Raw genomic sequence first — 21,133 nt, 5'->3', positions numbered from 1 at the left:
CCATGCTGATCCGACTCTGGTGGCTGATCCGAAAAGAGCTGCAGGCCCTGATGGGCAATACCCAGGGGCGCTTTCTGCTCATCATGCCGGTGCTGCTGCAAACCGCCCTATTCCCGTTCGCCGCCACTCTGGAGGTGACCGGCAACACGCTGGCCATCTACAACCAGGATGGCGGAGCCCAGAGCCGCGAGCTGCTGGAGCGCCTCACCCATATGCCCGCCTTCACCACCATCATCCCGGTGCAAGGCGAGGCGGGCATGACCGAGGCCATCACCGGGCAGCAGGCACTGCTCGGGCTGATTATTCCGGGCGATTTCTCGCGCCGGCTGGCGCGGGGCGAACCGGCCAAGGTGCAGCTGATTATCGATGGCCGCCGCTCCAACGGTGGTCAGGTGGCGGCGGGCTACATCAGTCAGGTGATCGCCCGCTGGCAAAGTGAGGGCAAGGGGCAACCCGAACTGGCGGTACGCAACCTCTACAACCCCAACGTCGAATTCCACTGGCATATCCTGCCGGCGCTGGTGGCCATCATCACCACCACCGGCTGTCTGATTGTCACCGCCCTCTCGGTCGCGCGGGAGCGGGAAGAGGGCACCTTCGATCAGCTGCTGGTCTCCCCCCTCACCGCAGGCTGGATCATGGCGGGCAAGGCGGTGCCCGGCATCATGGTGGCGGTGGGGCAAGGGTGCATAGTCGCGCTGGCCGCCCGTTTTGTCTTTCACCTCCCCTTTGCCGGCAGCCTCAGCCTGCTGATGGCGGGCATGGTCTGCTACGGGCTGGCACTGGCCGGGATCGGGCTCTTCATCTCGTCGTTCTGCTCGACCCAGCAGCAGGCCTTTCTCGGAGTCTTCTCCTTCACCGTACCGGCGGTGATCCTCTCGGGTTACATCTCGCCGGTGGAGAACATGCCGCAGGTGTTCCAGTGGCTGGCAGCCATCGACCCCCTCACCCACTTCATCGTGCTGCTCAAGGGGGTCTTCCTCAAGGGGTTTGACTGGTCGGCCGCCTGGCCCCTGCTCTGGCCGCTGCTCGCCATCGCCGGCGTCACCCTGTCGCTGGCGCTCGCCATGTTCCGCCGCCATATCGCCTGACGCGCAGCCTTGCTCGGCTGATGCCCATTGATGCCGGTCTCGCCAGTGCGAGGCCGGCCTTTTTCCGCCAGAAGTTTTCACTCCCCGGCTTTTGCTAAAGCGGGCTTGCTCTCCACCATCCCTCACCCCGAGCCAGCGCAGAAATCATCAACTGGTATACCTATTTTTGTATATCTTTGAATTTTATCGAATTACCCCTGACGAGATATATAAATAGACACTTGATTTGCATCAATTGCCCGCCCCGACTGACTGGGTAGCCTAGCCCCAGAATGATGTTTTATTACTCCAAACTAGAGGCAATCATGAGCAAAGTCAGACTGGTCGTTGTGGGCAACGGCATGGTGGGGCACCGCTTCATCGAAGAGTTGATCGAGCGGGCCGAGCCGGGCCGCTACGAGATCACCGTCTTCGGTGCAGAACCCCGCCCCGCCTACGATCGCGTCCATCTCTCCTCCTACTTCTCCCATCACACCAGCGAAGATCTCTCCCTCGTCAAACCCGGCTTCTACGACAAGCACGGCATCCGCCTGCTGCTCGGCGAAGCGGTGAAAAAAATCGACAGGGCCAACCGTGAAGTGCACTCCAACAAGGGCACAGTGGTCGGGTACGACAAGCTGGTGCTGGCCACCGGCTCCTACCCCTGGGTGCCGCCCATTGCGGGCAGCCAGCACCACGAGTGCTTCGTCTATCGCACCATCGAGGATCTGAAAGCCATCCGCAGCGCCGCCAAGAGCGGCAAGAGCGGGGTGGTGATCGGGGGCGGTCTGCTTGGCCTTGAAGCGGCAGGTGCCCTCAAGGCACTGGGTCTCGAGACCCACGTGGTTGAATTTGCCCCTGTGCTGATGGCCGAGCAGCTCGACGGTCAGGGCGGCCAGCTGCTGCGCCGCAAGATTGAATCCATGGGCGTGCAGGTACACACCAGCAAGAGCACCAGCGAGATCCTGATGCATGGCGGCGAGCAGGCGAAACACCGCCTCGCCTTTGCCGATGGCAGCCAGCTGGAAGTGGATGTGGTGGTCTTCTCCACCGGCATTCGCCCGCAAGATACGTTGGGCCGCTACGGTGATCTCGCCATCGCCGAGCGCGGCGGCATCGTCATCGACGATCACTGCCTCACCTCCGACCCCGACATCTACGCCATCGGCGAGTGCGCCGCCTGGCAGGGCCGCTTCTTCGGGCTGGTTGCGCCGGGCTACAAGATGGCCCAGATCACCGTCGACCACCTGCTCGGCGACGACAGCCGCTTCGAGGGGGCGGACATGAGCGCCAAGCTCAAGCTGCTCGGCGTCTCCGTCGGCTCCATCGGCGATGCCCATGGTCGCACCCCGGGCAGCCACAGCTATGTGTTTCAGGACGATCAGGCCGGCGTCTATAAGAAGATCGTGGTGAGCGAAGACAACAGCCGATTGCTCGGCGCCGTGCTGGTGGGTGATGTGGAAGATTACGGCAACCTGCTGCAGATGATGCTCAACGCCCTGCCGCTACCGAGCCACCCGGATACCCTGATCCTGCCCGCCTACGCCGGCGCCAAGCCGACCCTGGGAGTGGATGCCCTGCCGGAAAGCGCCCAGATCTGCTCCTGCTTCGACGTCTCCAAAGGCGACATCGCTCAGGCGGTGGCCGAAGGTCACACCACCCTTGCCGCCATCAAGCAGCACACCAAGGCCGGTACCGGCTGCGGCGGCTGCGTGCCGCTCATCAGTCAGGTGCTCAACGCCGAGCTGGTGAAGCAGGGGATCGAGGTCAACAACCACCTCTGCGCCCACTTCCCCCACTCCCGTCAGGAGCTGTTCCATCTGGTCAAGGTGGAGGGGATCAAGAGCTTCGACGAGCTGCTGGCCAAACACGGTCAGGGCTATGGCTGCGAAGTGTGCAAACCGACCGTCGGCTCCATCCTCGCCTCCTGCTGGAACGAGCATGTGCTGAGCCCGCGCAACATCCCGTTGCAGGACACCAACGATATCTTCCTCGGCAACATGCAGAAGGACGGCAGCTACTCCGTCATCCCGCGCATGGCCGGTGGCGAAGTGACTCCGGAGGGGCTGCTGGCGGTGGCCGAAGTGGCCCGCGACTACAAGCTCTACACCAAGATCACCGGCGCCCAGCGCATCGGCCTGTTCGGGGCCCAGAAGGATGATCTGCCTGCCATTTGGCGCAAGCTGCTGGCGGCGGGTTTCGAGACCGGTCAGGCCTACGCCAAGGCACTGCGCATGGCCAAAACCTGCGTCGGCAGCACCTGGTGCCGCTTCGGCGTGCAGGACAGCGTTGGCCTCGGGGTCTTCCTCGAGAACCGCTACAAGGGGATTCGCACCCCGCACAAGATGAAGTTCGGCGTCTCCGGCTGCACCCGCGAATGTGCGGAAGCCCAGGGCAAGGATGTCGGCATCATCGCCACCGATGCGGGTTGGAACCTCTATGTGGGCGGCAACGGCGGCATGAAGCCGCGCCACGCCGATCTGCTGGCGTCTGACCTCGACCGCGAGACCCTCATCAAGCTGATCGACCGCTTTATGATGTTCTACGTCACCAGCGCCGACAAACTGCAGCGCACCTCGGTCTGGCTCGGCAATCTGGAAGGGGGCGTCGACTACCTGCGCGAGGTGATCGTCGACGACAAGCTGGGACTGGCCGAGACGCTCGAGCGCGATATCCAGACCCTCATCGACAGCTACGAGTGCGAATGGTCGCGCACCCTCAATGAAGAGGAGGCGCTCAAGCGCTTCAGCCACTTCATCAACAGCGACAAACGCGATCCGGACGTCCAGTTTGTCGCCGAGCGTGACCAGCACCGACCGGCGACCCCGGCCGAGCGCATCCCCGTCTACCAGATCGAGGTGGAGACCAAATGATGAAACTTGCCTGCCAACTCAACGACATCCTGCCGGGAACCGGTGTCTGCGCACTCATTGAAGGTCGCCAGATCGCCCTGTTCCGCCCGAGCGCGGCCGCCGAGGTGTTCGCCATCGACAACCGGGATCCCTTCTTCGCCGCCAACGTGCTGTCGCGGGGCCTGATCTGCGAACACGACGGCGAGCTCTGGGTGGCCAGCCCGCTCAAGAAGCAGCGCTTTCGCCTGAGCGATGGCCACTGTTTCGACAACCCCGCTATGTCGGTGCAGAGCTACCCCGTTGAAGTGCGCGATCAGCAGGTCTGGGTCGCCGTCTAACGCCGATTTCACTCTCTTTCGGGCTGCCAGAGGGCAGCCCTTTCAAGGACTCACAAGATGTACACGGAAACCATTAACAAGTGCGCCGCCAACGCAGCCCGCATCAACCGCTTCGAGCGCAGCGACAAGCTCGGCTTCTGGCTCAGCTCCGCCATGGCGGGGGCCTATGTGGGCCTCGGCATCATCCTGATCTTCACCCTCGGCAATCTGGTGGATCCCGCCATCCGACCGCTGGTGATGGGAGCCACCTTCGGCATCGCCCTGACGCTGGTCATCATCGCTGGCTCCGAGCTGTTTACCGGCCACACCATGTTCCTCACCTTCGGGGTGAAGAGCGGCAAGATCACCATGGCCGACCTGCTGCGCATCCTGCCGCAGACCTGGGCCGGCAACCTGATTGGCTCCATCGTGGTGGCGCTCATCTACTCCTACGGCGGCAGCCTGCTACCGGATGCAGGCAGTCTGGCCCACAAGGTGGCGCTGGCCAAAACCCAGGCTCCGGCCCTGACCCTGTTTATGAAGGGGATCCTCTGCAACTGGCTGGTCTGCCTCGCCATCTGGATGGCGCTGCGCACCGAAGGGGCGGCCCGCTTCATCGCCATCTGGTGGTGCCTGCTGGCCTTTATCGCCTCCGGCTACGAGCACTCCATCGCCAACATGACCCTGTTCGCCCTCTCCTGGTTTGGCGCCCACTCCGAGGCCTACACCCTGGGCGGCATCGGCCACAACCTGCTGTGGGTGACCCTGGGCAACACCGTCTCCGGCGTCCTCTTTATGGGCCTCGGCTACTGGTATGCCACCCCGAAAGCTGAGCGCCCGGTCGCGGTGAGCGAAACCACCAGCACCGCCAACCAGACCCGAACCGCCTGATCCGGAGGCCCCATGGACTACTTGCCCATCTTTTGCCGACTCGACAACAAACCCGTGCTGCTGGTCGGCGGCGGCGAGGTAGCGGAGCGCAAGGCGCGCCTGCTGCTGGATGCCGGTGCCCACCTCACAGTGGTCGCGCCCGAGCTCGACCCCGAGCTGGCGGAACTGGCTGCCAACGGCAGCATCGAGTGGCTGGCCGGTGAATTTGTGCCGGAACAACTGGCGGGCAAGTGGTTGGTAGTGGCAGCAACCGATCGGCGCGAGGTGAATGCACTGGTTTACCAAAGCGCCAATCAGGCGCGGATCTTTGCCAACGTGGTGGATGACCCGAAGCGCTCCAGCTTCATCATGCCGTCGATCATCGACCGCTCGCCGCTGATGGTGGCCATCTCCTCCGGCGGCAAGGCGCCTGTGCTGGCCCGCTTGCTGCGGGAAAAACTGGAAGCCCTGCTGCCGCAACATCTGGGGGCCGTGGCGACCTTTGCCGGCAGCCTGCGGGAGCGGGTCAAGGCCCGCTTCGCCACCATGGGGGAGCGGCGCCGCTTCTGGGAGCGGCTGCTCGGAGCCGACCGGCTCGGTCAGGCGCTGGCGCGGGGCGATAGTGCCTCTGCCCACCAGCTGGCCGACAGCCTGTTTGCCGACGAAAGCCAGAGCGCTGGCGAGGTGGTTCTGGTGGGTGCCGGCCCCGGCGATCCGGGTCTGCTCACCCTGCACGCCCTGCGCCAGATGCAGCAAGCCGACGTGGTGGTCTATGACCGATTGGTCTCCGACGAGGTGATGGCGCTGGTGCGCCGCGATGCCAAGCGCATCTTCGTCGGCAAGCAGGCGGGCAACCACTGCGTGCCGCAGGAGGGGATCAACCAGCTCCTGCTGGAGGAGGCGAAGAAGGGGCAGCGGGTGGTACGGCTGAAGGGGGGCGACCCCTTCATCTTCGGCCGCGGCGGCGAGGAGCTGGAGACGCTCGTTGGTACTGGCATCGGCTTTCAGGTGGTGCCGGGGATCACTGCGGCCAGCGGCTGCGCCGCCTACGCCGGCATTCCGCTGACCCATCGCGACCACGCCCAGAGCGTGCGCTTCGTCACCGCCCACGGCAAGGGGGGCGCCCGGGATCTCGACTGGCCGCTGCTGGCCAAGGATAAGCAGACGCTGGTGTTCTATATGGGGCTCTCCTCCTGCGCCACCATCCGCGAGCAACTGCTGGCCCACGGCAAGGCGAGCAGCACCCCGGTGGCGCTGATCGAGCGCGGCACCCAGCCCTGCCAGCGGGTCATTCGCGGCACCCTCGATGAGCTGCCCACGCTGGCGGTGGGGGTCGAGAGCCCGGCCCTGATCATGGTGGGATCCGTGGTGACCCTTGCCGACCGGCTCGCCTGGTTTGGCGAGGCACCGCAGGTTCAGCAAGCCCTCGCCTGAGGGATCCTCGGCAACTCACCATGAGGCCACCAGCAGGTGGCCTCACTTTTACCTCTCTCTTCTCCCATCACGGTCATAACCTGTTGTTTTAAGTCTGGTATCCTATGGGCATTGAGCCCTTGGCTACCATCTCAGGAATTCATCCCATGTCTCTTCCCATCAAGAACAGCGCCCGGCAGCGCGCGGATGACAGATCCCGCATTCTCACCCTGCTGCTGCGCGATGATGCCCTCACCGACAGCCTGCTCGATCCGCAGGTGGTGCAGGATGCAGAGCAGCGCGATCAGACCAGCGAACTCACCACACTGGTCAACGGGCTGCCTGCCGCCGACGTCGCCGATGCGCTGGAGTCGCTGCCGCCCGATGAACGTCATGCCCTATGGGCACTGGTGGAGGAGGAGAAGCGCGGCCAGATTCTGGTCGAAGCGTCGGAGACGGTGTGGGACAGCCTCATCAGCGGGATGAGCGACAAGGAGCTGCTGCACGCCCTGCGCACCCTGGATATCGACGACCAGATCTATCTGGGCCAGTACCTGCCACGCAACCTGATGGGGCGGCTCCTCACCTATATGGCCCCCGCCGACCGGGATCGGGTGCGGGAGGTGATCCGCTACGGCAAGCACACCGTCGGCGCCATGATGGACTTCGAGATCATCACCATCCGCCCCGAGGTGAGTCTGGCCACGGTGCAGCGCTATCTGCGCCTGCGCGGCAAGATCCCCGCCAACACCGACAAGCTGTTCGTCATCGATCGGCGCAACCACCTGCTGGGGGAGCTGGCCCTCACCACAGTGCTGCTGCACAAACCCGCTACCCTGGTGAGCGACGTGATGGAGCGGGATCCGGTCACCTTCGATCCGGAAGATAACGACGAAGCGGCCGCCCGCACCTTCGAGCGGGATGACCTGCTCTCCGCCGCCGTGGTGGATGGCAAGGGCAAGCTGATGGGCCGCCTCACCGTCGAAGAGGTGGTGGATCTGGTCTATGAGGAGAGTGACACCGACCTGCGCCGGATGGGGGGTATCAGCGAGGATGAAGACGTGTTCGCCCCGGTCTCCAAGGCGGTCAAGACCCGCTGGGCCTGGCTTGCCATCAACCTCTGCACCGCCTTTGTCGCCTCGCGGGTGATCGGCCTGTTCGAGCACACCATCTCCCAACTGGTGGCGCTGGCGGCCCTGATGCCCATCGTCGCCGGGATCGGCGGCAACACCGGCAACCAGACCATCACCATGATAGTGCGGGCGCTGGCGCTGCAGCACATTCAGGCAGGCAACCTCTCCTTCCTGCTGCTGCGGGAACTTGGCGTCGCCTTTATCAACGGGCTGGTGTGGGGCGGCACCATGGGCATCGCCACCTATCTGCTCTATCAGGATGCGGCGCTCGGCGCCGTGATGACCCTGGCCATGATGCTCAACCTGCTGGTGGCCGCCCTGATGGGGGTCATTATCCCCATGACCATGACCCGCCTCGGCCGCGACCCGGCAGTGGGGGCCAGCGTGATGATCACCGCCATCACCGACACCGGAGGCTTCTTTATCTTCCTCGGGCTGGCGACCCTGTTCCTGCTGTAAACCGTGCGTTGAAAACAACAAGGGAGCCACTGGCTCCCTTGTTGTTTCAGGCGCGTTTGCCAACCCCTGCCGTTAGCTGCTTATCGCTTGTCAGCGGTGATCAGCAAGCCATTGGTGTCGGGGAAGCCGATGACCAGCGCCTCTTTTTTGGCATCCGTGGTATAGGTGGTGACATAAGCGACGCGGTTATCCATCGCCCGGGCCAGAGCAGCATTCCAGAGGTTTTCGATCGGCGTGGCGGCAGCGGATTGCTTGAAGTTGCACTTGCCAAACCCGGTCATGGTCAGCTTGCTCAACCCTGCAGCGGCACTCCCCTCGCCCACCAGCGTACAACCTGCCGCCGGGAACTCGATCGCTACCGTCAGCTTGCCGCCGTTGTTGGTGGTATCCACCTTGCCCACCATGTCGCTGCTGAAGCCATCGCTGTCCGTGGCACTCCAGCTGGCCGTGGTCACCGCTGTGGTGGTCAGGGCCGTCACCGCCACATGACCGCTGAAACCGGAATAGATGGGGGAATTGTCGGAGAACTTGGTGCCGGTCCGAGTGAAATCAAAAACCCAGCGCTTGATCTCCTTGCCCTGCAGATCGATGACCGGCTGATCCTGGAAGGTGATGAGGTTGTGGTCGTTGGTCACCGAGCTGAGCGCCGTGCTGGTGCCGAGCCGTTCGCTGTTGCGGATCAACTGCACCGGGTAGATCCCGTCTTTGTCGGCTTTCTGGTCAGCCTGACCCAGCCACTGGCTGTTGGTCTCGACCTTGCCTACCTGATGATCCACCCAGACACCCCAGTGCTGCACGGTTTCACCCTTCGGGTAGACCAGCGCCAGACCATCCAGATCCTTGATCATGCGCGGCGTCGCCTTGTCGCCGTCGCGGCTCATCAGATTCGCTTGGTAAAGACCCGCCTCCGGCAGAGCCAGCGGCACCCGCTTGGCAATGCTGTTGGCAGCTTTTTCGCTGTCACAGGCAGACAGGGCCGCAGCGCAGGCGATGGCCAGCAGCGCTTTGTTGTGCATTTTCATGAAGTTTTATTCCTTGCTGTCGCTTTGTAATTTTTAGATGCAATCAATCGCCGCTGAATTTAAGGGAAAGGTCATCTATCAGTCGAATGGAGATCTGTAACCAACCATTACAGCCTCGCAGGAACGGCAGGCCGCGCAGCTTGCCCCGACCGCACTGCGGTGACTACAGGGCGACTAACGGCGAAAAAGCAGCGAGGGTAGCGACCAGAAAAAACAGATGAAAATCAGAGTCATAACTCTATTAACAGGAGGGTAATTAGCCCGAATTGCCAGCCTGCTCACAATAGGATTCTTTTGCTGTCGATAGAATGCACCACGCTGGCATACCCATAACAAGAGAATCCAACAATGAAAACCACCCTCAAACTGAGCGCGGTGGCAGTTATCTTTTTGCTGTCCGGCTGTGATGACAACAACTCTCAGGCCCCCGGTGATCTCACCCTGCGGCTGATCGAAACCTCTGATATCCACTCCAACCTGCTGAGCTACGACTACTACCAGAACAAGCCGGATGCCTCGCTGGGCTTTGCCCGCACCGCAGTGCTGATCCGCAAGGCCCGCGAAGAGAACGCCAACAACTTGCTGATCGACAACGGCGACCTGATCCAGGGCACCCCGCTGGCCGACTATATCCACGACCAGCAGGTCAAACAGCAGTGGCTGAGCAAGCAGACCCACCCCGCCATCAAGGCGCTCAACACCATGAGCTATGATGTCGGCAACCTGGGCAACCACGAATTCAACTTCGGTCTCGACTTCCTCTCCGAGACCCTGAAAGGGGCCAACTACCCCTACATCAACGCCAACGTCTTCCAAGCCGATGCCTTCAGCCGTGATGGCAAGGGCACCATCGACTGGAGCAAGCAGAAGTTCAAACCCTATGTGGTGCTGGATCGTCAGGTGAAGGATGCCAACGGCAATACCCAGACCATCAAGGTCGGGGTGCTGGGCCTGACCCCGCCCCAGATCACCCAGTGGGACAAGCGCAATCTGGAAGGCAAGGTGGTGGTGGCCGATATGGTCGAGACCGCCGAGCACTATGTACCCGAAATCCGCGCCAAGGGCGCTGACATCGTCGTGGTCGTGGCCCACACCGGCATCATAGGTGACCCGCGCGAACCCATGATGGAGAACGCCGCCCTGCCGCTGGCCAAGGTGAAAGGGGTCGATGCCCTGCTGCTGGGCCACGCCCACCGCACCTTCCCGGGCGACTACCCCAACATGACCGACGTGGACAACGAGAAAGGCACCCTAGCGGGCGTACCGACCGTGATGCCGGGCGTCTGGGGTAACCACCTCGGCATCATCGACCTGCACATGACCTGGAAAGAGGGTCGCTGGGAAGTGGCCTCCAGCCAATCCCAGCTGCGCAAGATAGACAGTAGCGCCAGCAGCACCGAAGATCAGGCGGTGGTCGATCAGGTCATTGCCGAGCACGAGCAGGCCAACCAGTGGCTGGACGAGCCCCTCAGCAAGATCACCAAGCCGATCCACAGCTTCTTCGCGCTGGTGCAGGATGACCCCTCCATCCAGATCGTCAACGACGCCCAGCTGTGGCACGCCAAGAAACTGCAACAGGATGGTCAGCTCAAGGAGAAATGGCCCATCCTCTCCGCTGCCGCGCCATTCCGTGGCGGTCGCAACGGCCCGACCGACTTCACCTATGTACCGGCTGGCGATATCTCCCTGCGCAACGTGGCCGACCTCTATGTCTACCCCAACACTCTGCAGGTGGTCGCCATCAATGGCGCGACCGTACAGGAGTGGCTGGAGAAGAGTGCCGTCCAGTTCAACAAGATCGATGCCGCCAGCACCGCTACCCAGTGGCTGGTGAACGAGAAGTACCGTACCTACAACTTCGACGTGATCGACGGGGTGAACTATCAGGTCGATGTGACCAAACCTGCCCGTTACGATGTGGATGGCAACAAGGTGAGCGACAGCTATCGCATCACCAACCTCACCTATCAGGGCAAGGCGATCGACCCGGCCCAGATGTTCTACGTGGTGACCAACAACTACCGCGCCAGCGGTGGTGGCAACTTCCCGGGCATCAACGCCAAGGTGATCGTCCATGAAGATCAGTTCGAAACCCGCGAAGTGCTCTCCGAATACCTCAAGGATCTGGCAGAGAAGAATCCGGCCGGTTTCGAGCCCCCGGCAGACAACAACTGGCAGCTGGCACCCCTGCCCGCCAATCTGGATCTGCGCATCTACAGCTCGCCACGCAGCGAGGCGCAAGCCCTGACCGGTGGCAAGCTGAACTATGTGGAGACCCTGCCACCCACCGATGCCAAACACCCCGGCTTTGGCGTCTACAAGCTGGTGCTGGCTCCCTGAGCCTCAGGGTTCATCCGGCAATAACCTCTGCAACCCCCTCCTGATACGAGGGGGTTTTTGATGGTGCAGGCAGAGGGATCAGCTCTTGTACGCCAGCCGCTACCTGCGGCAACTCGCGCAACCCATTTATCCCTTCACGCCATCATCCCCCTCTATCACACCATCCAGATTCCGGCTGGTCTGCCCCATCCCGCCCATAAAAAAACAGGCCCACCGAAGTGGGCCTGCTGTTATTTGCGTGGGTGGGAGTATCGCGATAGAGGGCGCTACTCCCGCTCCTTCACATAGGGGGTGCCGAGCGCCTTCGGCGCCACCGCACGGCCGATAAAACCGGCCAGCAGGAACACGGTCAGAATGTAGGGCAGTGCCTCGATGGCCTGCACCGGAATGGCGAAGCCACCTATGCTGACCCCTTGCAGGCGGATGGCGACCGCATCGAGGAAGCCGAACAGCAGACAGGCGGCCATGGCATTCCAGGGACGCCACTTGCCGAACACCAGCGCCGCCAGTGCCATAAAGCCCTTGCCCGCACTCATGTTGGGGATGAACTGGGCCGTCTGGGCCACCGCCAGATAGGTGCCACCGATACCGGCCAGCAGGCCGCCGATGAGGAGCGCGGTGTAGCGCATCCGCACCACAGAGATACCGGCGGTATCGACCGCTGCGGGCGCCTCACCCACCGCCCGCAGACGCAGACCGAAGCGGGTACGGAACATCACCCACCAGGCCAGCGGTACGCAGGCAAACGCCACGTACTCCAGCAGGGAGTGGCCGCTCAACAGCTCGCTGTAGAGCTGGCCAATCACCGGCACATCCCACAACTCCTTGGCATAGGGCAGATCGATGGGGGCGAAACGGGCATCACCGGAGAGCGCCGGAGTCTGGCCCCCCTGATCGAACCAGTAACGGCCCAGGGTAACGGTCAGACCGGCCGCCAGAATGTTGATGGCCATGCCGCTCACCACCTGATCACCGCGATGGGTGATGGTGGCAAAGCCGTGCATCAGGGCAAACAGGATGGAGACACCCACCCCGGCACCCAGACCTACCCAGGCAGAACCGGAGACCGCCGCCGCCGCACCACTGGCGAACGCCGCCGCCAGCAGTTTGCCTTCCAGCGCGATGTTGACCACCCCGGAGCGCTCGCAGAACATGCCCGCCATGGCGGCCAGAATCAACGGCGGCGCAGTACGAATGGTCGCATCCAGCATCAGGATCAGAATTTCAAACATGATCAGACTCCTTTAGCTTGCGCGGCTGAGCGGTTGGCAAACGCCAGATAGAGCTGCTCGATGCGCGGACGCATCATGTGCTCAAGGGCGCCACAGAACAGGATCACCAGACCCTGCAACACCACCACGATGTTGCGGTCGACACCGAACTCGAAGCTGAGCTCGGCGCCCCCCTGATAGAGGAAACCGAACAGCAGGCTGGCGATGATGACGCCGACCGGATGGTTGCGCCCCATCAGCGCCACCGCGATACCGGTGAAGCCGAACCCTTCCACGAAGTTGAGCTTGATCTGGTGCAGCTCACCCTGCAGCACGTTGAGGGCAAAGAAGCCCGACAGCATGCCGGAGATCACCATCGCCAGGATCACCACCTTGGGATAGGAGATACCGGCATAGGCGGAGGCACTTTGGCTGGCGCCGACCGAGCGGATCTCGTAACCCCAGCGAGTGTGCCAGATAAAGACCCACACCAGCGCCGCACAGATCAGCGCCCAGAAGAAGCTGATATTGAGCGGGCTGTTGGGGATCTCCATCCCGAACAGGTTCGCCAGCCCGCTCATCTTGGGCAGCCAGCTTGCTTCGGCAAACACCTTGCTCTCGGTCGCCATCGAGCCGGGCGGCTTGAACACCTCCACCAGCAGATAGGCCATCAGGGAGGCGGCGATGAAGTTGAACATGATGGTGGTGATAACGATATGGCTGCCGCGCTTGGCTTGCAGCCAGGCCGGAATAAAGGCCCAGGCCGCACCGAACAGACCACCGGCAATGATGGAGAGCGGCAACAGCAGGGCAAACGGCAGCACATCGCCGAGCATCAGACAGACCAGACCCACGCCGAGCCCGCCGATATAGGCCTGACCCTCACCACCGATGTTGAACAGACCGGCATGGAAGGCGACCGCCACCGACAGACCGGTAAAGATAAAGCCGGTTGCGTAGTAGAGGGTGAAGCCGACCCCTTCACCGGTACCGAACGCGCCGTACCACATGATCTTGGCGGCATCGACCGGGTTGATGTCGAGGTAATAGAACAGAATGGCCGACACCAGGAAGGCCAGCAGGATGTTAACCGCAGACAAGACGCCTACGGAGACCCAGGCTGGAATACGTACTTGGCTCATCAGTGGGCCTCCTTGGCTACGCCAGACACGCCAGCAACTTCGTCCGGCACTATGTTTGCCATCATCAGACCAATGGTGCGCTCATCCGCCTTGGCACCATCCAGCTCGCCGACGATGCGACCGTCGGCAATGACCAGAATCCGGTCAGCGAGGCTCATGATCTCGTCCAGCTCCACCGAGACCAGCAGCACCGCCTTGCCCTTGTCGCGCATGGCGATGATCTGCTGGTGGATATATTCGATGGCGCCGATGTCGACCCCGCGGGTCGGCTGGCCGATCAACAGCACATCCGGGTCCTGCTCAACTTCACGGGCGATCACCAGCTTCTGCTGGTTGCCACCGGAGAAGTTGGCGGTCTTGTGATCGGGATGGGGCGGGCGCACGTCCCACTTCTCCATCTTGGCCTGACAATCCTGCTGGATCGCCTCCTTGTTCTGCAGCCAACCCTTGTTGTATTGCGGGCGGCGGTGATAACCGAGGATAAAGGCCTCTTTCGCCTCGAAGCGGTTGATCAGACCCATCTTGTGGCGATCTTCCGGCACATGGCCGAGGCCGTAGTTGCGCACCAGCTCGGGATCGGCCGGGTGCTCCGCGCTCACCTTGTGCACGCCACTGCGGCTGCTGATGGTGAAGCCGCCCTTGCTCGGCTTGAGAATGCCGCCAAGCAGGCTGAGCAGTTCTGACTGACCGTTGCCGGAGACCCCGGCGATGCCGACCACTTCACCGGCCCGCACCTCGAAGCTGACCGATTTGACCCGCTCCACCTTGCTGGCGTCGAAATAGCTGAGCCCTTCGATCTTCAGCTTGGCTTCACCGGGCTGGGTTGGCCCCTTGTCGACTTTGAGGCGCACCTTGCGGCCCACCATCAGTTCGGCCAGCTGCTCCTTATCGGTATCCTTGGTGGCGACGTGGGCCACCATCTCGCCACGGCGCATGATGGAGACCTGATCGGTAATGGCCAGGATCTCCCGCAGCTTGTGGGTGATGAGGATGATGGTTGCCCCCTGATCCCGCAGCTTTTTCAGCACCTCGAACAGGTGATCCGCCTCTTGCGGGGTCAGTACCCCGGTCGGCTCGTCGAGGATCAGGATGCGGGCGCCGCGATAGAGCGCCTTGAGAATTTCGACCCGCTGTTGCAAGCCAACCGGCAGATCTTCGACCTTTTCGTGCAACGGCACGTCGAGGCCATAATCCCGCGCCAGTTCGCCCAGCAGCTTTTCGGCTGACGCCACGCTCTGCTGAAGGTGCCAGCCATTCTCAGCGCCGAGGATGACGTTTTCCAATACGGTGAAGTTATTGACCAGCATGAAGTGCTGGTGAACCATGCCCACCCCTGCGGCAATCGCATCTTGTGAGCCATGGGGTTTGAAAGGATTCCCGTCGATCAGCATCTCGCCTTTGTCAGCATGGTAGAAACCATAAATGATGCTCATCAGGGTGGACTTGCCGGCGCCATTTTCGCCGACAATGCCGTGGATACTGCCTTTGCGAACCTTAAGGTCGATCAGCTTGTTGGCGTACACTTCGCCGAACCGCTTATCGATACCTCTTAATTCGATGGCATAGCGATCTGTCTGGTCCATGATGCAGCCCTGCGTTTCATGAAATAAGACTAAAAACCGGCCCGTGCGGGCCGGTGGTGCGTTGAGAGTCGTAGCAACTATCTAATTAGTATTTGCAGGTGTTATCGCTCATGTAGTCATGAACCTTGACCTTGCCAGCGATGATTTCAGCCTTGATGGCATCTACCTTGGCTTTCATTTCCGGGGTGATCAGCTTCTCGTTGTCCTTGTCGAGAGCCCAATCCACACCACCTTCGGCCAGACCCAGGTTCTTGATTCCCGGCTTCCACTCGCCTTTGGCAGCGTCATCCCAGGTCTGGTAAGCGGCCAGACCCACAGACTTGACCATGGAGGTCAGCATGGTGCCCGGTTGCAGGTGGTTCTGGTTGGAGTCCACACCAATGGCGAACTTGCCGCTGTCCTTGGCTGCCTGATAGACACCGATACCGGTACCGCCAGCTGCGGCGTAAACCACGTCAGCGCCCTTGGCGAACTGGGACTTGGCCAGCTCGGCACCTTTCGCCGGGTCAGCAAACGCGGCCGGGGTAGAGCCCGCCATGTTCTGGAACACTTCGATCTTCGGGTTGACGAACTTGGCACCCTGCTCGTAACCGCACTGGAATTTGCGGATCAGCGGGATATCCATGCCACCCACGAAGCCGACCTTGCCGCTCTTGGAAGCGATGGCAGCCAGTGCGCCCACCAGGAAGGAACCTTCATGCTCCTTGAAGATGACGGACTGGACGTTCGGCTTGTCGACCACCATGTCGATGATGGTGAACTGGGTTTTCGGAAATTCGGTCGCAACCTTCTCTACCGCAGAACCCATGTTGAAACCGACCGCCACGATCGGGCCGTTGCCACGGCTGGCCAGACGACGCAGACCCTGCTCGCGCTGGGCTTCGTTCTGGGGTTCAAACTCTTTGACCTTGACGCCCTTGTCCTTGTTGTAGAGCTCGACGCCGTTACGGAACACGGCTTCGTTGAATGATTTGTCATACTTGCCCGCGGTGTCATAAATGACGGCTGGCTCGGAAGCAGCCTGAGCAGAGAGAGCAGCGAGAGTGAGGGAGGCCACGGTGGCCAGCTTGAGCACTTTAGTCACGATCGTATCCTTGATTGTTATTAAGTGAGGGAACTTGCTTGCCTGTCAGAGCAGGCTATCTAGCACGCAGGCTTACTCTAAGTCAGCCCCGATGCGGGTCAAGCAAATGATAAGGGAAAAACGTTTGCGTTAACGGTTTGAATTCTAAGCAAATAACCTTATAAGCAGTTGTTTTTTAGCTACTTTTCAGTTTTTTATGCTAACAACCAAAAGACCCAAACGACATTTCTCTTATTGTTCAGCAAGTTACTGTAAACCGTTTTCCCCTCTTATTCATCCAGCCCCCCGGCAAGCCCGTGATCCGGCTCGCAAAATCCCCACAAACCGCACGAGCAAGGATTGGCTACAGCTGGAAACCTCCCCGTCCGCCTCTCTCTGCGCCAGCCAAAAATGGCCGCACCGGCGCCCCCGCAACCCCCCATCTCGCCGCTCCCCCCGAGTTTGGATTTGGTCTGGCAGGGGGATGGCCGTATAATCCCCGCCTGTATAAATAAACAGGAGTGGTGATGGACGTTTCAACCCTGCTCGACGGGCTCAACGACAAGCAAAGAGATGCCGTTGCGGCGCCCCGCAGCAACCTGCTGGTGCTGGCCGGTGCCGGTTCGGGCAAGACCCGGGTGCTGGTGCACCGTATCGCCTGGCTGATGCAGGTGGAACGCTGTTCACCCTTCTCCATCATCGCGGTCACCTTTACCAACAAGGCGGCGGCCGAGATGCGCGGCCGGGTCGAGAAGGTGATCGGCGACGGCGTGCGCGGCATGTGGATCGGCACCTTCCACGGTATCGCCCACCGCCTGCTGCGAGCCCACCATCTGGATGCAGGCTTGCCGCAGGATTTCCAGATCCTCGACTCCGACGACCAGTACCGCCTCATTCGCCGGGTGCTCAAGGCGCTCAACCTCGACGAGAAGCACTGGGCCCCGCGCGCCGTGATGGGCTACATCAACGGCAAGAAGGATGAGGGGCTGCGTCCCGGCGACATCGACCTCTATGGCGACCCCGTCACCCGCACCTATCAGCAGATCTACAAGACCTATCAGGAGACCTGCGATCGCTCCGGTCTGGTGGACTTCGCCGAGCTGCTGCTGCGTGCCCACGAGCTGTGGCTCAACAAGCCGCACATCCTCGAGCACTACCGCGACCGCTTCCAGAACATCCTGGTGGACGAATTTCAGGATACCAACGGCATCCAGTACGCCTGGCTGCGGATGCTGGCGGGCAACAGCGGCAAGGTGATGATCGTCGGTGACGATGACCAGTCCATCTACGGCTGGCGCGGTGCCAAGATCGAGAACATCCAGCGCTTCCTGACCGACTATCAGGGCGCCGAGACCATCCGCCTTGAACAGAACTACCGCTCCACCGCCAATATCCTGAAAGCCGCCAACAGCGTCATCGCCAATAACGCCGAGCGCCTTGGCAAGGAGCTGTGGACCGAAGGGGCCGAGGGCGACCCGATTTCGCTATATGCCGCCTTCAACGAGGTGGACGAAGCGCGCTTCGTGGTCGGCCGCCTCAAGGATTGGAAGGAAAAGGGCGGCCTGTTGGCCGACTGCGCCATTCTCTATCGCTCCAACGCCCAGTCACGGGTGCTGGAAGAGGCGCTGATGCAGGACGCCATGCCCTACCGCATCTACGGCGGCCTGCGCTTCTTCGAGCGCCAGGAAATCAAAGACGCCATGGCCTACCTGCGGCTTATCAACAACCGTGGCGACGACGCCAGCTTCGAGCGGGTGGTCAACACCCCGACCCGTGGCATCGGCGATCGCACCCTCGAGATCCTGCGCGGCAACGCCCGCGATCAGGGGCTCAACCTGTGGCAATCGGCCAAGGCGCTGCTCAACGACAAGGTGCTGACCGGTCGCGCCGGCAACGCGGTGCGCGGCTTTGTCGATCTGATCGACGCGCTGGAGGAGCAGGTCTCCCTGCTGCCGCTGCACCAGCAGGCGGATATCGCCATCCAGAACTCCGGCCTCAAGGCGATGTATCTGGCGGAAAAGGGCGAGAAATCCCAGGCACGGGTAGAGAACCTGGATGAACTGGTCACCGCCTGCCGCCAGTACCAGCGCCCGGACGAGCTGGAAGATATGAGCGATCTCTCCGCCTTCCTCGCCCACGCGGCGCTGGAATCCGGCGAGAATCAGGCGGATGAATATGCCGACGCGGTGCAGCTGATGACATTGCACAGTGCCAAGGGACTGGAGTTCCCGCTGGTTCTGCTGGTCGGTGTCGAGGAAGGGATGTTCCCCAGCCAGCAATCCACCGAGGAGTCGGGCCGGTTGGAAGAGGAGCGGCGCCTCTGTTACGTCGGCATGACCCGCGCCATGGAGAAGCTCTACATCTGTTATGCGGAGAGCCGCCGTATCTACGGCCGCGAGATGTTCCACAAACCGAGCCGCTTTATCCGCGAGATGCCCGCCGAGTGTCTGGAAGAGATCCGGCTGCGCACTCAGGTCAGCCGCCCCACCCAGTACGGCCGCTTTAGCCAGAACGAGGTGCAGCAGAGCTTCGACGCCAGCGGTATCAAGCTCGGCCAGCGGGTGCTCCATCCAAAATTCGGCGAAGGGGTAGTACTCAACTTCGAAGGGGTCGGCCAGCAGAGCCGGGTGCAGATCCAGTTCGACGACGTCGGCGCCAAGTGGCTGGTAACGGCGTATGCCAGACTGGAAGCGCTGTAGCTTTTCTCGCTTTTTAACTGCACCAACCCGGCTTAGGGCGGGTTGGTTATATATGCTATATCGCGACGACTTTAAATACGCGATCGTCCGAATACGCTTCGCTATTCGAACCTACGGAGTTTTTAAATTTCCATTTCCACGGAGTAGATAATGAATAGTGAATTACGTTTTGAACGCTGGCTTAAAGTATCAATTGGATTGATCAGGTTTGAGCCTTTTTTAATGAGCCTTGTGCAAAATCTTGGCGAAATGGATGCAAACCTATGCAAGATAGATTTTGAGTTGGTTCAAAAATACAAGAATGGTGGTGATGCCAATAACGATTATGACTTGATACAACGTCATCTTACACATTCTTATTTATGGATTTTGGGGGCGTATGAGGTTGTGCGAACGCTAACTCAGCTCCTTAAAGAACAAAAAAGTGATGACCCAGTAGTAGTATTGCATCGATTCCAGGCTGCAAGAACCCGATTCGCGCGTTTGCGAATACCACTGGCAAAACTGGAACCAGCTAGAGACTACAAGAAAACAGACTTCCAGATAGCGTATCCAGGCTTTGATTATGACGTCGGTATAGCTTGGCAAGTTAATGAAGATATGGTGATTTCTCGACAAGAACTTTCTGATTTATTTTTAGACACGTTGGAATTCATGCGTACCTTAAAGATAAATAGGTCTGTAGGTTCGATTAGCGAAGCGTAATCGGACGATCGCGTAATCGGACATTCACATTGACATAACCCTTGAGAGGTTTACTCCAATCCCTTCAACGCCCCATCCACCGACCCGCACCAATCCGTCGGATAGACGCCATTCGCCACGTAACGATGGAAGGTGGAATACGGCCAATCTGCCACCCGCGTGACATGACCATGCTTGAGCGGGTTGATATGGACGTAATCCATATGGCGGCGGTAATCCTGCTCATCCCGGATCAGATGTTCCCAATAATGGCGTTGCCAGATGCCCCGCTCCCCGTGACGTAACCGCGTCTGGCTGCGCCGCTCGTTCACCGGCAAGGCGCGGGAAAAGTGGCTTTTGATCAGCCGCCAACGCAGGGGGAAATCGGTATCCCCCTCCGGCAAAGAGAGAATGCAGTGGAGATGGTCGGGCAACACCACCCATGCATGAATGGCGAAGGGGTGAGCCTGTTGCACCTTGGCAACGCTTTGACGCAGCAGATCGATCTGCTCCACCAGCAACCGGTTGTTGCGTCGTTCCAGCAGGTTGACGGTGAAGAACCAGGTTCCTCCGGGCCACCATGCCCGCCGCCAATTGGCCATCCTTTTCCCCTCGTTGAGACCTAAAAGCCAAGCATAGTCTTGCCTCACGTCGATCTGCTTGCGGGCTGTGATGGTGCGGATGTTCGATTACGCGATCGTCCGATTACGCTTCGCTAATCGAACCTACATGGACAGGAAATCTGGAACACCCACTTTCGGGCAAAGGCGTAACTGGTGGAGCTACGCCTTGTTTTTGGTGAAAGCCTCTGGTCACTTGACCAACTTGCTCTCCATCACCCCTTGCTTGCCTTCCTCTTCGCTGACCTGACTCAGCTTGGAGCGGGCCATCAGCAGGCCCATCTTGACCTCCTGCCAGACGTAGTAGTTTTTACCCGCCTCGGTGCTGAGGGTCAGGGTGGCGTCGTTCTCCGACTTGGAGGTGATGGTGTGGCTGCCCGGTGTCACCTGCTTGAGGATGTAGGTGTGGGCCACGGTATCGCCGACCGCCATACCATCCACCAGCAGCGGCATTTTGACGGCCGCCCCGAAGGTCTCGTTGCGATAGATATAGAGGTTGGCCGCATCCTTGGGCGCCACAAACTGCTTGGCCTGAGCGTCTGCGGTGGCATCGGCCATGGGTACGGAAGCACAACCGGAAAGCAGCGCCGCCGACAGCAGGGCGGCACTCATCATCATTTGCCTGAACATAGTCGTTATTTTTTAGTGAGTTAAC

The 21,133-nt window shown here is 60.8% G+C and carries 16 protein-coding genes; 9 read left to right on the top strand and 7 right to left on the bottom strand.

Features of this window, described 5'->3' with window-relative positions:
• The first annotated feature begins 2 nt into the window (after nt 1-2).
• From OKC43_RS15740 to mgtE, 6 genes are all read left to right on the top strand, one after another.
• The gene (locus OKC43_RS15740; protein WP_005355575.1) at nt 3-1,091 is read left to right on the top strand and encodes an ABC transporter permease; all 1,089 of its coding nucleotides are present in this window, start codon (nt 3-5) and stop codon (nt 1,089-1,091) included.
• A gap of 305 nt (nt 1,092-1,396) precedes the next feature.
• Nucleotides 1,397-3,943 carry a nitrite reductase large subunit NirB gene (gene nirB, locus OKC43_RS15735; protein WP_236272184.1) on the top strand — a complete coding sequence of 849 codons (2,547 nt, stop codon included), beginning with the start codon at nt 1,397-1,399 and terminating at the stop codon, nt 3,941-3,943.
• Nucleotides 3,943-4,260, top strand: coding sequence for a nitrite reductase small subunit NirD (gene nirD, locus OKC43_RS15730; RefSeq protein WP_041202829.1), 318 nt, complete (start codon nt 3,943-3,945; stop codon nt 4,258-4,260). The genes nirB and nirD overlap by 1 nt, the downstream gene beginning before the upstream one ends.
• A 57-nt stretch (nt 4,261-4,317) precedes the next feature.
• Nucleotides 4,318-5,130: a nitrite transporter NirC gene (nirC, locus tag OKC43_RS15725; RefSeq protein WP_199427791.1), complete on the top strand. Its 813-nt coding sequence runs from the start codon at nt 4,318-4,320 to the stop codon at nt 5,128-5,130.
• 12 nt (nt 5,131-5,142) lie between these two features.
• Nucleotides 5,143-6,543, top strand: a complete 1,401-nt coding sequence (cysG, locus tag OKC43_RS15720) for a siroheme synthase CysG (RefSeq protein ID WP_236272183.1) — start codon at nt 5,143-5,145, stop codon at nt 6,541-6,543.
• A 146-nt stretch (nt 6,544-6,689) separates the two neighbouring features.
• Nucleotides 6,690-8,114 (top strand): magnesium transporter, encoded by a 1,425-nt coding sequence (mgtE, locus tag OKC43_RS15715; RefSeq protein ID WP_043821442.1) that lies wholly within the window; start codon nt 6,690-6,692, stop codon nt 8,112-8,114.
• A gap of 80 nt (nt 8,115-8,194) precedes the next feature.
• On the opposite strand, the gene OKC43_RS15710 is transcribed toward mgtE, so the two are convergent.
• The gene (locus OKC43_RS15710; RefSeq protein WP_236272182.1) at nt 8,195-9,136 is read right to left on the bottom strand and encodes a hypothetical protein; all 942 of its coding nucleotides are present in this window, start codon (nt 9,134-9,136) and stop codon (nt 8,195-8,197) included.
• Nucleotides 9,137-9,484: 348 nt separating this feature from the next.
• Here OKC43_RS15710 and OKC43_RS15705 point away from each other — a divergent pair, with 348 nt between their 5' ends.
• Nucleotides 9,485-11,476, top strand: coding sequence for a bifunctional 2',3'-cyclic-nucleotide 2'-phosphodiesterase/3'-nucleotidase (locus OKC43_RS15705; protein ID WP_236272181.1), 1,992 nt, complete (start codon nt 9,485-9,487; stop codon nt 11,474-11,476).
• A gap of 266 nt (nt 11,477-11,742) precedes the next feature.
• Here OKC43_RS15705 and OKC43_RS15700 read toward each other — a convergent pair whose 3' ends face one another.
• The 4 genes from OKC43_RS15700 to OKC43_RS15685 all read right to left on the bottom strand — a co-directional run bounded on the left by OKC43_RS15700 (nt 11,743) and on the right by OKC43_RS15685 (nt 16,496).
• On the bottom strand, nt 11,743-12,708 hold the full coding sequence (locus OKC43_RS15700; RefSeq protein ID WP_005340795.1) for an ABC transporter permease: 966 nt from the start codon (nt 12,706-12,708) through the stop codon (nt 11,743-11,745).
• A gap of 2 nt (nt 12,709-12,710) precedes the next feature.
• The gene (locus tag OKC43_RS15695; RefSeq protein WP_005357011.1) at nt 12,711-13,829 is read right to left on the bottom strand and encodes an ABC transporter permease; all 1,119 of its coding nucleotides are present in this window, start codon (nt 13,827-13,829) and stop codon (nt 12,711-12,713) included.
• The gene (locus OKC43_RS15690) at nt 13,829-15,412 is read right to left on the bottom strand and encodes an ABC transporter ATP-binding protein (RefSeq protein ID WP_139746971.1); all 1,584 of its coding nucleotides are present in this window, start codon (nt 15,410-15,412) and stop codon (nt 13,829-13,831) included. Before OKC43_RS15690 ends, OKC43_RS15695 begins: the two co-directional genes overlap by 1 nt.
• A gap of 85 nt (nt 15,413-15,497) precedes the next feature.
• A complete protein-coding gene (locus tag OKC43_RS15685; RefSeq protein WP_005340803.1) occupies nt 15,498-16,496 on the bottom strand; it encodes a BMP family lipoprotein in 999 nt (332 codons plus the stop codon).
• A 506-nt stretch (nt 16,497-17,002) separates the two neighbouring features.
• Here OKC43_RS15685 and uvrD point away from each other — a divergent pair.
• Both uvrD and OKC43_RS15675 read left to right on the top strand, forming a co-directional pair.
• Nucleotides 17,003-19,174, top strand: a complete 2,172-nt coding sequence (uvrD, locus tag OKC43_RS15680; RefSeq protein ID WP_236272180.1) for a DNA helicase II — start codon at nt 17,003-17,005, stop codon at nt 19,172-19,174.
• A 150-nt stretch (nt 19,175-19,324) separates the two neighbouring features.
• Nucleotides 19,325-19,879, top strand: coding sequence for a hypothetical protein (locus OKC43_RS15675; protein ID WP_042039882.1), 555 nt, complete (start codon nt 19,325-19,327; stop codon nt 19,877-19,879).
• A 50-nt stretch (nt 19,880-19,929) separates the two neighbouring features.
• On the opposite strand, the gene OKC43_RS15670 is transcribed toward OKC43_RS15675, so the two are convergent.
• Both OKC43_RS15670 and OKC43_RS15665 read right to left on the bottom strand, forming a co-directional pair.
• A complete protein-coding gene (locus OKC43_RS15670; protein ID WP_236272179.1) occupies nt 19,930-20,460 on the bottom strand; it encodes an REP-associated tyrosine transposase in 531 nt (176 codons plus the stop codon).
• A 210-nt stretch (nt 20,461-20,670) separates the two neighbouring features.
• Nucleotides 20,671-21,108, bottom strand: a complete 438-nt coding sequence (locus OKC43_RS15665) for a DUF2846 domain-containing protein (protein ID WP_236272178.1) — start codon at nt 21,106-21,108, stop codon at nt 20,671-20,673.
• Nucleotides 21,109-21,133 lie beyond the last annotated feature (25 nt).

Origin of the sequence: Aeromonas sp. Y289-2, assembly GCF_027705925.1 — a bacterium.
In the GTDB taxonomy this organism is placed as follows: domain Bacteria; phylum Pseudomonadota; class Gammaproteobacteria; order Enterobacterales; family Aeromonadaceae; genus Aeromonas; species Aeromonas veronii.
Note: the sequence above shows the minus strand (reverse complement) of the source record. Positions and strands in the feature narration are given on the sequence as shown.

Bases quoted from the DNA above. Each gene is read 5' to 3' on its own strand.
- OKC43_RS15710 (WP_236272182.1), bottom strand. From the start codon at position 9,136: ATGAAAATGCACAACAAAGCGCTGCTGGCCATCGCCTGCGCTGCGGCC.
- nirB (WP_236272184.1), top strand. From the start codon at position 1,397: ATGAGCAAAGTCAGACTGGTCGTTGTGGGCAACGGCATGGTGGGGCAC.
- OKC43_RS15695 (WP_005357011.1), bottom strand. From the start codon at position 13,829: ATGAGCCAAGTACGTATTCCAGCCTGGGTCTCCGTAGGCGTCTTGTCT.
- OKC43_RS15670 (WP_236272179.1), bottom strand. From the start codon at position 20,460: ATGGCCAATTGGCGGCGGGCATGGTGGCCCGGAGGAACCTGGTTCTTC.
- nirC (WP_199427791.1), top strand. From the start codon at position 4,318: ATGTACACGGAAACCATTAACAAGTGCGCCGCCAACGCAGCCCGCATC.
- OKC43_RS15705 (WP_236272181.1), top strand. From the start codon at position 9,485: ATGAAAACCACCCTCAAACTGAGCGCGGTGGCAGTTATCTTTTTGCTG.
- OKC43_RS15675 (WP_042039882.1), top strand. From the start codon at position 19,325: ATGAATAGTGAATTACGTTTTGAACGCTGGCTTAAAGTATCAATTGGA.
- OKC43_RS15665 (WP_236272178.1), bottom strand. From the start codon at position 21,108: ATGTTCAGGCAAATGATGATGAGTGCCGCCCTGCTGTCGGCGGCGCTG.
- OKC43_RS15700 (WP_005340795.1), bottom strand. From the start codon at position 12,708: ATGTTTGAAATTCTGATCCTGATGCTGGATGCGACCATTCGTACTGCG.
- uvrD (WP_236272180.1), top strand. From the start codon at position 17,003: ATGGACGTTTCAACCCTGCTCGACGGGCTCAACGACAAGCAAAGAGAT.
- OKC43_RS15690 (WP_139746971.1), bottom strand. From the start codon at position 15,412: ATGGACCAGACAGATCGCTATGCCATCGAATTAAGAGGTATCGATAAG.
- nirD (WP_041202829.1), top strand. From the start codon at position 3,943: ATGAAACTTGCCTGCCAACTCAACGACATCCTGCCGGGAACCGGTGTC.
- cysG (WP_236272183.1), top strand. From the start codon at position 5,143: ATGGACTACTTGCCCATCTTTTGCCGACTCGACAACAAACCCGTGCTG.
- OKC43_RS15740 (WP_005355575.1), top strand. From the start codon at position 3: ATGCTGATCCGACTCTGGTGGCTGATCCGAAAAGAGCTGCAGGCCCTG.
- mgtE (WP_043821442.1), top strand. From the start codon at position 6,690: ATGTCTCTTCCCATCAAGAACAGCGCCCGGCAGCGCGCGGATGACAGA.